The organism is Streptomyces sp. 2P-4 (genome assembly GCF_030167965.1).
GTDB classification, from domain to species: Bacteria; Actinomycetota; Actinomycetes; order Streptomycetales; family Streptomycetaceae; genus Streptomyces; species Streptomyces globosus_A.
The window spans coordinates 53506-65930 of sequence record NZ_CP095012.1; the positions used below are offsets into that span (position 1 = coordinate 53506).

A 12425-nucleotide genomic window follows, 5' to 3' on the forward strand; every position below is an offset into this window, starting at 1 on the left:
AGAGCCGGACCGCAGCCGAGGAGAGCCGCTCGGCGGCCGCCTCGGCGAGCAGGGCGGCCGGTTCGACCCGGCCGGCGACACGTACGACACCGAAGGCGGTACCGGGCAGCGCGGCGCGCAGCGAGGCGTCGAACCCTCCCCAGGCCTCCGCCATCGCGCCCTCGGGCACCAGGACCTGGATCCGCGCGGCGGCCCGGGAGGCCGCCATGGCGCGTACGAGCAGGAAGACCGACTCCAGCCCCAACTCGGGGCGTTCGGGGTGGAGCAGGGGCCACTGGTGCACGATGCGGTCCGCTCCGGCCGCGAGCAGCCGGGCGTAGTCCTCGGCTTCGCCGGGACGGATCGTGACGGTGGTGCCCTCGTCGGCGTACGCCGATCCGGCGCGTACGGTCACGGCGCCGGGGACCGGCAGGTCGCCGAAGACCAGCACCCGGCCGGTGTGGGGGGCGGCGGGCGGTACGGGTTCGGCCACCCATGCGGCCGTGAACAGGCTGACGGGTGCCGGGCCGGCGGGGCCGTCGGCATCCTGGGAGCCGGAGGTCGGGGCGGCGGCCCCGCTGCCGCCCGCCGGGTCCGGTGCCGGGACGGCCTCGGCGGCCGGCGCCGCCGCGGCTCCGTCGGTGAACCAGTGCCGGTCGGCGGCAAAGGGGTACGGCGGCAGCGGGCGCAGCTTCGGCAGCCGCTCCCACCGGCCGGACCAGTCGACCGTCGCGCCCCGCACCCATGCCGCGGCGGTCTCCTCGTCGCCCCTCCCGTCGAACGGGGCGCGGTCGGCGTGCCGTTCCACGTGCCCCTGGTGGATTCCGGCGGGGTCTCCGGCGAGGTAGCGGCGCAGGACGGCCACCGCGTGCTCTCCCGAGTCGGCGACGAACGCCAGGCGTTCGGCGTGTTCCGTGCGGCCGCACTGGAGGGTGCGCGCGGTGCCGTCGAGGTCGTGCTGCCAGGTTTCCCGGGCGTCGACGAGGGAGCGGGCGGCTGCCCGCAGCCGCTCCGGGTCGCGGGCGGAGAGGACGAACACCGCCGGGCGGCCGGAGGGCGCCGGCTCGTCGGCCGGGTACTCCTCCAGCACGACATGGGCGTTGACCCCGCCGTAGCCGAAGGAGCTGACCCCGGCGCGGCGCGGGACACCGGGGGCCGCGGGCTTCCAGTCGCGTGCCTCGACCGCGATCTCGCAGGCCGTGCCCTCCAGCGCCAGGTGCGGGTTGCGTTCCGGGCCGTGCGGGTCCCCGGTGATCCGTCCGTGCCGCAGCGACAGCAGGACGCGCAGCACGGCGGCGATTCCCGCCGCCGGCTCCAGGTGGCCGATGGTGTTCTTCAGGGCACCCAGGGCGCAGTGCGGGGCGGCCGGGGCGGGATGGCCCCAGTCCCGGTAGAGCTCGGCGAAGGCCTGGCGCAGGCCGTTGGTCTCGGCGGGGTCGCCGATGACGGTGCCGGTGCCGTGCGTCTCGATGTACCCGATGGTCGCCGGGTCCACGCCCGCCTCGCGGTGGGCCTTCACGATCACCTCGGCCTGGGCGCGCGGGTTGGGCGCGGTCAGCGAGTTGGAGCGGCCGCCGTGGTTGACGGCGGTGCCGCGCAGGACGGCGAGCACGGGGTTGCCGTCGGCTAGGGCGCGGCTGAGGCGCTTGAGCACCACGGCTCCGACGCCCTCGCCGCGCACGTATCCCTTGGCGTCCTTGTCGAAGGCCCGGCCCACGCCGTCGGGGCTGAGCATGCCGGCCCGTTCGAGGGAGGCGAAGGTGACCGGGGACAGCATGAGGCTGACGCCCCCTGCGATGACCGTGTCGCAGTGGCCGAGCCGCAGGGCCTCCGCTGCTCGGTGGAGGGCCACGAGCGAGCTGGAGCAGGCGGTGTCCACGGGTTCGCTGGGGCCGCGCAGGTCGAGGTGGTACGAGATGCGGTTGGCCAGCATGGAGGGGGTGAGGCCGGTCGAGGAGTAGGCGTCGGCGGCCGCGCCCGAGCGCTGCACGAGTTCGGCGTACTCGGACGAGCCGGCGCCGACGAACAGGCCGGTGTTGCTGCCGGCCAGGCGGGCCGGGTCGATGCCGGCGTCCTCCAGCGCCGACCACACCGTACGCAGCAGCAGCCGCTGCCGGGGGTCCATCCAGCGGGCCTCTCGGGGCGAGATGCCGAAGAACAGCGGGTCGAAGCGGTCGATGTCCGGTATGAAGCCTCCCCGGGTTATCCGGGTCCGGTCGGGGTGCAGGGCGGGGTCCCCGTAGTGGGCGACGGCGTCCCAGCGGTCGGCGGGGACGTCGCTGAAGAGGTCGCCGCCCTTCTGGAAGGCCGCCCAGAACTCGTCGAGGTTCCGTGCGCCTGGCAGGGTGCCGGCCATGCCGACGATGACGACGGGATCGTCCCGGCCCGGCACGTCCTGCGCGGCGGGTCCGGCCCGCAGGGGCGCGACGGCGTCCGGGTGCTGCTCCTCCAGCCAGGCGGCGAGCGCGGCGGGGGTCGGGGTGGCGAGCAGTTGGTCGGGGCCGACGGGCACGCCGAAGGCGGTGGAGGCCTCGTCGGCGAGCCGGAGGAGCCCGAGGGAGTCCAGGCCGTGGTCGTGGAAGGACTCCGCCGGGTCGAGGTCGGCGGGAGCGTAGCCGGTGACCGTGCCCAGCAGGGCCAGGACGGCGTCCCGGAGGCGAGCGCCCCGGGTGGCGGCGTCCGCTGCCCCCGGGGCGGCGGGGGCCGCGGGGGCGGCGGGGGCGGCGGGGGCGGCGGGGGCGGCCGAAGTGACGGCATCGATCCAGCAGCGGGTGCGCGCGAAGGGGTATCCGGGCAGGGACAGCACGGGTACCGTGCCGACGCGGCCGGCCTCCCAGTCGATGGCCTCTCCGGCGGCCCAGCGGCGGGCCGTGTCGTGCGGGTCCGCGGCGGAAGGCGCGGACGGGGCCCCCGGCTCGGCGGTCACGACGCCGGTGTGGCCCGCCGGCCGTCCGGCGAGGAACGCGTCGAGGGCCTCGGTGAGTTCCTCCGCGGACCGTGCGACGACGGCGAACCGGTGGGCCATGGCCTCCCGGCCGGTCTGCAGGGTGCGGGCGAACCGGAGCAGGTCGACGCCGCCGCCGCCCGCGACGCGTCCCGCGAGGTCGCGCAGGGTGGTGCCGCCGTGCACGGCGCCCGCCGCGACCGCGTCGCCGAGGCCGATCAGCCGCACCATCGTGGCCGGCTCCAGGCCCAGTTCGTCGAGCGGTTCGTCGACCGCCGTGACGGGGACGCCGGCAGCGGCGGCGATGTCGCGGGGGTCGGCGCCGGTGCCCTGCGAGCCGAGCCATGCCCGCATGCCCGCGACGACGCGGCGCAGGCCCTCCGCGTCCCGGGCGGAGAACGGGAAGACGTCCGGGCCCGCGGGGGTGTCGGGCCGCGGCTCCGGCGTCCGGTACTCCTCGACCACGAGGTGGGCGTTGGAGCCGCCCGCGCCGAATGCGCTGACGCCCGCGCGCAGGGGTTCGGGGCTCTTCCAGGGAGCGAGTTCGCGCTGCACCCGGAAGGGCACCCCGTCCCAGTCGACAGCCGGGTTGAGTGCGTCCGCGTGCAGGGAGGGCGCCAGTTCACGGGCCTTCATCTGGAGCAGGACCTTCGTGAGCGCCGCGATGCCCGCGGCCGACTCCAGGTGGCCGAGGTTGGACTTCACCGAGCCGAGCGCGACCGAACCGGCCGGCAGGCCGCCGAAGGCCCGTACGAGGCCGGCGATCTCGGCCGGGTCGCCCAGCCGGGTCCCGGTGCCGTGCGCCTCGACGTACGAGATCCCGTCGGCCGGCACTCCGGCCGTGCGCAGCGCCTGGGTGATGACCTCGCCCTGGGCGCCGGGGCTGGGCACGGCGAACCCGCCGGTCTTGCCGCCGTGGTTGACGGAGCTGCCGAGGATCACGCCGAGGATGCGGTCCCCGTCGCGCTCGGCCGCCGCCAGCGGCTTGAGCAGGACGGCGCCGACGCCCTCGCCGGGCACCATGCCGTCGCCGTCCGCCGCGAAGCTGCGGCACCGCCCGCTCTCGCCGGTGAACCCGCCGGCCGCGAGCTGGCGGTACTTGCGCGGGTGGGGGGCGAGGTTGACGCCGCCGGCGAGCGCGTAGTCCGCCTGTCCTGCGGCCAGGGCCTCGCAGGCGAGGTGGATGGCGGTGAGCGAGGAGGAGCACATCGTGTCGACGGCCAGGCTCGGCCCCTGGAAGTCGAGGAAGTAGGAGACGCGGTTGGCGATGGACGCGTAGCCCATGCCGCCGGCGAGGCCCCGTTCGTCCTCGAACAGCTGGTAGTGCCCGTACATCACGCCCACGTACACGCCGACGCGGCTGCCCCGCAGGCGGGTCCGGGTGTATCCGGCGTCCTCCACGGCGTGCCAGGAGGCCTGGAGGAACAGGCGCTCCTGGGGGTCGGTCAGCTCGGCCTCCCGCAGGGACATCTGGAAGAAGCGCGGGTCGAACTCGTCGATCCCGTCCAGGAAGCCGCCCCAGCGGCTCACGGGACGGCCGTCCGCTGTGTCCGCGGCCTGACGGTCCCAGCGGTCGGCGGGCACCTGGCGCACGCAGTCCCGGCCGGTCCGCAGGTTCTCCCAGAAGGTGTCGAGGTCCTCGGCCAGGGGGTAGCGGCCGGAGACGCCGACGATCGCGATGCGCCGGTCGGCGGCCGGCGCGGGCTGCGCCGGAGGGGCGGCCGGGCGCACTCCGGCGGCGGGCCGGGATGCGGCCGGGGCGGCGGCCGGTGCAGGTGCGGGCTCGGCGGCGGGTTCCCCGGTGGACTCGGCGGCGGGCTCGGGGAGGAGCGCGCGCACCCGGTCGGAGTGCCGCTCGACGAGGTACTCGGCGACCTCGCGGATGGTCGGGTACTCGAACAGCAGGGACACGGGCAGCTCTCCCATGCCCTCGGCGAGGACGTCCACGATGAGGGGCACCGTCAGCGAGTCGACGCCGAAGTTCTCGTACGTCTCATCGAGCCAGAGCCGCTCCCGCGGCACCTGGAGGATCTGCGCGAAAGCGTCCTTGACGTACTCCTGCGCGGCGTCCAGCAGCCCGCCGCCCTCCGTGCCGGACGGCTCCGCCGAGGGGAGCGGGGGCGCCGCTGGGCGCGCCGTCGCGGCGGGCGCCGCGACGCCGGGCGGGGTGCGGCCCGGTGCCGTCTCCGCGACCACCACGTGCTGGCTCAGCCCCTCGTCGGCCGGCACGGCCCGGCTGCGGGCGAAACCGGCGAGGGCGAGGGCCCTGCGCCATCCGGGTGCCGACAGCAGCGGTGAGCCGGGCAGCCGCAGTGCGGCGTCCTCGTGCAGCCACCAGCCGTCGAGCAGGCCGAACGTGAGGGTGGCGGTGAGGACGTTGCTGCTGGCCTCGTTGAGGACCAGTCGGCCGCCCGGCTTGAGCAGCCGGGCCACGGCGCGCAGGGTGGCGAGCAGGTCGGCGGTCGCGTGCAGCACGTTGGCCGCGACGACGAGGTCGGCGCTGCCCGGGGTGAAGCCCTGGGGCTCGGGGTCCTCGGAGATGTCGAGCCGCTGGAAGCGGACGTACGGGTGCTCCTCGGCGAACCGCTGCTTCCCGTGCCGCAGGAAGGCCTGGGAGATGTCCGTGTAGACGTACGCCACCTCCGTGCCGGACGCGGCGAGGGCGGGCAGAACACTCGCGGTGGTGCCGCCGGTGCCGGCACCGACCTCGATGACGGTGAGCGGGCCCTCGTGGCGGGACAGCAGGTCCTGGACGGCGCCGACGACGAGTTCGTTGGCGCGGTCGACGACGGGGCTGCCCCGGTAGGCGCCCTCGACGAGGGCGCTGGAGCCGCCCGGGAACATCACGTCGGTGGCGCGGACGGTGCCGCGCAGCACCCCGAAGAGGTTCTGCATGCAGGGGCGCAGCAACCGGTCGAAGCGGCCCAGCGCGGGCTCGCGCCGGCACAGCTCGACCAGGTCCGCCTCGGGGTCCCCGGCAGGCTCGCGCCCGGCGGGGACGAGTGCTCCTCCCCGGTCGTCGAGGAAGCCGGCCCCGGTCAGCTGGCGCAGGAGCTCGGTGAAGAGCCGGCGCCGCGCGGGGACGACGGCCAGCCGTTCGGCGAGGGCGTCGGGCTGCCAGGCCTCGGCGCCGTCGGGGAAGACCCCTTCTCGGCGGAAGAGCATCCACAGCCACGTGCACATGATCTCGGTCAGGCGGGCGTCGGCGGCCTCGGTGAGGAGCGGGGCGACCGGCGGCAGCTCGGCCAGCGCCGGTACCAGGGCCGTGTCGTCGGGCGGCGTCGCCGGGTCGGGCGGCGTTCCGGTGCCGGACAGCGTGGTCTGCGGGCCGGACGGCCGGACGGCCGTTCCGCGCGGCCGGGCGCCGACCGCGGCGAGTGCGGCCGCATCGGCCTTGACCGCGACGACCTGGCGGTCGTCGCGTCCGAGCACGGCGTGCACGGCGGCCATTCCCTCCTCGGGGGTGATCGAGTGGATTCCCGTGGCGGCGAGCCGCTCGCGGTAGCGCTCGTCGGCGACGATGCCGACGGTCCCCCAGTAGCCCCAGTTGATGACGGCCACGCGGGCGGGGAGCATCCAGTCGAGGTGGTGGGCGAAGGAGTCCTCGAAGGTGGATCCGGCCGCGTAGTTGCTCTGCCCGGCGCTGCCGGAGAGGGCGACGGCCGAGGAGAAGAACAGGACGAAGTCCAGGCCTGCCGCGTCGCGCAGGGCGGCGTGCAGGGCGACCGAGGTGTGCGCCTTGGCGGCGAGGACGGAGCGGAAGGTGTCCTCGGTCATCGTGGCGACTGTCTGGTCGCGCAGGACGATCGTGGCGTGGAAGACGCCGTGCAGGGCTCCGTGGGTGCTCCGGGCCCACTCGACGGCGTCCCGCAGCGCGGCGGGGTCGGTCGCGTCGGCCCTGCGGTAGGAGACGAGGGCGCCGTCGGGGTCGATGCTGCGCAGGCGGGCGCGGCGCTCGGCGTCGAGTTCGCCGCGGCCGAGGAGGACGACCTTCGCCCGGTAGCTCCGCACGAGCCAGGCGGTGAGTTCCAGGCCGATGCCGCCGGCCCCGCCGAGGACGAGGTAGGTGCCGTCCCGCCGGATCCGCTCCTGCGGCGGCGTGGCGGCGACCGGGACGAGCAGCCGGTGGTGCAGCACACCGCGGCGCAGGGCGTAGGGGCCGCCTGCGGGGGCGTCGAGCACGTCGGCGGAGGGCGCGTCGGCGGAGGAGCGGTCGACGACGGTCACCTGCCAGCGGGGGTGCTCCTGGGCCAGCGACAGGGCCAGTCCGTGCAGGCCGGCGGCGTACGGGTTGGCCACGGGCTCGTCCGCCGTGCTCAGGGCGTCCTCGGTGACGACGGTGAGGCGGACGGCCGAGCGGGTCCGCTGGAGGACCTTGGCAAGCCGGAACAGGGCGAGGACACCGCGTTCCTGGGCTGCTTCGAGCGCCGCGGTGTCGGCTGTCCCGCCCGTGGTACGGGGGGCGAGCAGGATGACGTGGTCGGGGCGTCCGGTGGCAGTGGCGGCGCCCTCCGGGCCGAATGCGGCGACGGTGCCGCCGAGACGGGTGCGCAGGGCCGCCGCGAGCGGCGCCGACTCCGGTCCGTGCACCAGCCAGGTGGTGGCTGCGTCGGGGAGCGGCTGCGGGGACCGGCCGGGCAGCTCGGTCCAGCGCGGTACGAACATCAGGTCGTCCGCGGCGGCGGCCGCCTCGGCGGAGACGGCCGTCCCGGTGGCGGCCCGCCGGGCCGGGGCGACACCGGGCGCGGGGCGCAGCGACAGGTCGTGCAGTCGCACGTGGACGTTCCCCTCGGAGTCGGTCAGGACGAGGTCGTAGCGGTCGGTGCCGACGGTGCGGACGTGGGCGTACCCGAGGTCCGTCACCGGGGCGTGGATCTCGGCCGCGGTGAGGGCGTACGGCACCATCGCGGGGCCGCTGTCCCGGTCCCGGAGGACGGCGAATGCGTGCAGGGCGCCGTCGACCGCCGAGGGGTGGAGGGCGGAGCCGGCGAAGCGGGCGGCTTCGGCCGGGATCCGCAGGCGTACGAGCGCCTCGCCGTCGCCCGCCGCGATCCATTCGACGGCCCGCAGGGCGGGGCCGTAGAACAGCCCCGCCGCGGCGAGGTCGTCGTAGAGGGACCCGCCGTCGTGGCGGCTGCCGAGGCGGGCCCGTACGGCGTCGATGTCCAGGCTCGCCCCGGCGGGCTCGGACAGGGGCCCCACCTGTCCCTCGGCGAGGAGTTCGCCGGCGTCGTCGCGCAGGTCGAAGCGGGTACCGGTGTCGCCGCGGCGCAGCCGTGTCCGTGCCGTGCGCTCGGCTCCGGCCACGACGAACGGCCGCAGCCAGCGGACGTTGGACAGCCGCAGCCGCTGCCCCGCGCCGGCCTCCTCGGCGGCGGCGCGTGCCATCTCCAGGACGGCGGCCGCGGGCAGCAGGCGGGTCTCGCCGAGCCGGTGGCCTCCGATATACGGGTGCTCGGGCGCGAACGCGGTCCGGTACGTGAGGCCGTCCAGGCTCCCGGCCGGGTCGACCGTGTCGAGCAGGGGGTGCACCGTACCCGCCGCGGTGCGCCCGGCGGCCGGCGCGGGCGGCGTCCAGATGGCGTCGGTGAGCCAGCAGCGGAGCTCCTCGAAGGGGTAGCCCGGCAGCGGCACCCGGCGGCCGCTGCTCTCCGGCCACGCGACGCGGGCTCCGGCGGCCCAGGCGGCGCCGATCGACGCCGGGTCGGTGCCGGTGGGGGCGGCGGCGCGGGCGGCGCGGCCGCGGGCGCTGCCGGTCCACACTCCTGACGGGTCCTCCCCGCGCAGGCGGGCCACCAGCTCGGCGGCGGTCGAGGCCAGGACGACCATGCGGTCGGCCCACTCCTCGCGCCCCTGCTGGAGGGTGAACGCCACATCCGCGAGACGCGGCGAAGATCCGTCCGCCAGGCCGCGCTCCAAGGCGTCGGCCAGTTCGGCGGCGAGGACGGGGAGTCGTTCGGGTGCCTTGGCGGAGAGGGGGAACAGGTACGGGCCGGACTCCTGCCCGGGGGCCGGCGGGGCGGCGTACTCCTCCACGACGACGTGCGCGTTGGCCCCGCCCGCGCCGAAGGAGCTGATGCCCGCGCGCCGGGGTGCGCCGTCGGGCCGGGGCCAGGGGGCGAGGTCGCGCTGCACGCGCAGCGGGGTCGAGCCGAAGTCGATGTTCGGGTTGAGCGGGTCCGCGTGCAGCGAGGGCACGAGTCGGCCGTGCCGCATCTGGAGGAGGATTTTGCACAGCCCGGCCATGCCGGAGGCCGACTCGAGGTGGCCGACGTTGGACTTGACCGAGCCGATCGGAAGGCTGCCCGGGGGCAGTCCGGCGTCGGCCAGCGCGCGGGCCAGCCCGCGGATCTCGACGGGGTCGCCGAGGGCGGTTCCGGTGCCGTGTGCCTCCAGGTAGCCGAGGGTGGCCGGATCCACGCCCGCCTCCCCGAGCGCCTGTGCGACGAGGTCGCCCTGCGCGACGGGGTTGGGCACCGTGAAGCCGTTGGTGCGGCCGCCGTGGTTGACGCTGGTGGCGAGGATAACGCCGTGGATGTGGTCGCCGTCCCGGACGGCGTCCGCGAGCGGCCGGAGCAGCACCGCGCCGACGCCCTCGCCGGGCACGTAGCCGTCGCCGTCCGCGCCGAAGCTGCGGCAGCGGCCGTCGCTGGAGGTGAAGCTGCCCTGGCCGAGGAAGCGGTACTTGTACGGGTGGACGTGCAGGTTGACCCCGCCCGCGACGGCCATGTCGGTGTCCCCGGCGCGCAGGTCGCGCACGGCCAGGTGGAGGGCCGTCAGCGAGGAGGAGCACATGGTGTCCACGCCCAGGCTGGGGCCGGTGAGGCCGAGGGTGTAGGAGACGCGGTTGGCGATGGAGGCGTGCGAGGAGGCGCCGATGCGGCCGTCCTCGGCTTCGTGCAGCTGGTACAGGCCGTACATAGCGCCGACGTACACGCCCACGCGGTGGGAGCGCAGGTCCGCGCGGGTGCGTCCGGCGTTCTCCATGGCGTGCCAGGCGGTCTGCAGGAAGAGCCGTTCCTGGGGGTCGATGATCTCCGCCTCGCGGGGCGAGATGCCGAAGAAGAGCGGGTCGAACAGGTCGATGCCGCGCAGGAAGCTGCCCCAGCGGCTGTAGCGGGCCGCCCGGTCGGCGGGCGTGGCCTGGTCGTATGCCCGCCAGTCCCAGCGGTCCTCCGGGATCTCGGTGATCAGGTCCCGGCCGGCCCGGAGGTGGTCCCAGAACTGGTCGAGGGTGTCCGATGCGGCGAAACGTGCGGCGACCCCGACGATGGCGATCGGCATCGGGCCCGAGGGGGCGGGGGCCGGGCGAACGGCAGGGGCGGCGGACACCGGCCCCACGGGCCGGGCCGCCGGTGCCGGGTCGGCTCCGGCCACCGGGTCGGATCCGGTCACCGCCTCGTGGTGGGGTGCCTGCTGGGGCGCGGGCGCCGACTCCGTGAACCGGGGGCCGTGGTGCTCGGTGAACCAGCCGGCGAGGGAGCGCAGGTCCTGGTACTCGAAGAACAGGGTCTTCGGCAGGGATCCGAAGTGGTCCTCCAGGCGCCGGGTCGCGTCCATGATCAGCAGCGAGTCGATGCCGAACCGTTCGAACGGCGTGTCCGCCTCGATGTCCTCGGCCGGGATCTCGAAGACCTCGGCGAGCACCCCGCGCAGGAACTCCTCGGCCGCGTCGGGGGACGGCGCTGCAGGCTCGGCGGAGGGGGCCGGCGGGGCGGAGGGAACGGCCGCCCGGGCGGGGGCGGACGCGGCCGACGGTGCCGGAGCGTCCAGCACCCCCCGCAGGCGGGCCAGGTTGCCGTGCGCCACCAGGACGTGGTCGCCGTCGTGGCCCAGGGCCCGGTCGAAGGCGTCCAGTGCTGCGTCGGTGGGCATGGCCACCAGCCCGACCTGGCGGGCCATCCGGGCTGCCGCGGCCTCGTCGGCGTCGACGCGGATGCCCCCGTCGGCCCACAGCGACCACAGCACGGAGAGGCTGCGGCCGGGGCGGTCGCTGCCCCGGCGCCAGGCCGTGAACGCGTCCAGGAAGCGGTTCGCGTAGGCGTAGTCGGTCTGGCCGGGGCTTCCCGCGGCCCCCGACATGGAGGAGAACGCGATGAAGAAGTCCAGGGGGTCGCCGGCGGTGGCCCGGTCCAGCTCGACGGTGCCGCGGACCTTGGGGCCGAGCACGTCCGCGGTCTGCCGGTCGGTCTTGCCGATCAGCAGTGCGTCCCGGGTGGTTCCGGCGAGGTGCAGGACGCCGTGGAGCGGCCCGAAGGAGCCGTGGATCCGCTCGACGAGGTCCGCGGCGGCGCCGGGGACGCCCAGGTCGGCGGGCAGGTAGTGGACGTCGAGGCCGGCGGAGCGCAGCGGGGTGAGGTCGGCATGCGCCGAACGGCCCGTCAGGACGTAGCGGGCACCGCCTCCCAGATGGGCGACCAGCCGGCGGCCGATGGCGCCCGCGCCGCCGGTGACCAGCACGGTGCCGCGCGGTTCGAGCGGTGCCGGGGCGGGGGCGACGGGCTCCCAGCGCGGCACCTGCCGGCCTGCGGCCGTGTAGCGGACGCGGAAGGCGTGGGCGGCGCGCGCCTCGGACTCGACGGCGGCGGACAGGCCGGCCGTGCCCGCGTCGACCGCGGCGACGAGGAACTGCGGCTCCTCGTGGGCGAGGGCCCGGGCGAATCCGTCCAGTGCCTCGGCCCGGGCGTCCTCGATCCCGCCGGACGTGCGGAACACGTGCAGGACGCGGACCGGGCGGCGGGTCGGCTGGGCCGCCCAGGACCGGTACAGGCCGGTGAGGGCGGGCAGCGGGTCGCCGTCCGCGGTGTGGACGAGGAGGAGTTCCTCGTCGCGGGGGAAGACGGAGTCCCCGGTGGTGCGCTCGGCTCCGGCGAAGCCCTCCTCGCCGAGCACGAGGGTGCGTACGGGACGGCCGGCGGCCGGAGCCGGGGCGTCCTGCCAGCGCTGGACCAGCAGATGGGCGCCGATGCCGCCGTCCAGGCGGGCGGCGCCGTCGACGGGCCGGGTGACGACGGCGCGCAGCCGCACGCGGACGCGGCCCTCGTCGTCGGCGAGCGCGATGTCGTGGCCCGTCGCGGTCCGCACGGCGTGGACGTGGCCCTGCTCGGGCAGCGGTCCGAAGATCTCGACAGCATCGAGGGAGAAGGGCAGTTCCCGCGAGCGCGGGGCCGTGGGGTCCTCGTCGGTCCACAGACAGGCCTGGAGCATCGCGTCCAGCAGGGAGGGGTGGAGCGCGAAACCGGAGAAGGGGAGGTCCGCCGCCGCGGGCACGGCGGCGTGCGCGAGGACCTCGCCCGGCGCGGACCGCACCGAGCGCAGCCCCTGGAGGCTGGGCCCGTAGCCGCCGCCGAGGGCGGCGAACACCGCGTAGCACTCCTCGGCGGTGGCCGTACGGGGCAGCCTGGCGCGGATCCCGTCCAGGTCGAGGCGCGGTGCCTCGGGGGCGGCGCCGAAGCGGAGGGTGCCGGTGGAGCAGAGCGCGCCCTCGGCGCTGCCGTCGGCG

General features: G+C 76.2%; 1 protein-coding gene (running past both ends of the window). It reads right to left on the bottom strand.

The whole window is internal to an SDR family NAD(P)-dependent oxidoreductase gene (locus MUK52_RS31185) on the bottom strand: the coding sequence, 19512 nt in all, runs 6377 nt past the left edge and 710 nt past the right edge, and what appears here is coding positions 711-13135, spanning codon 237 (partial) through codon 4379 (partial); reading right to left, the first codon wholly in view occupies positions 12422 to 12424. Both codon boundaries (start and stop) fall beyond the window edges.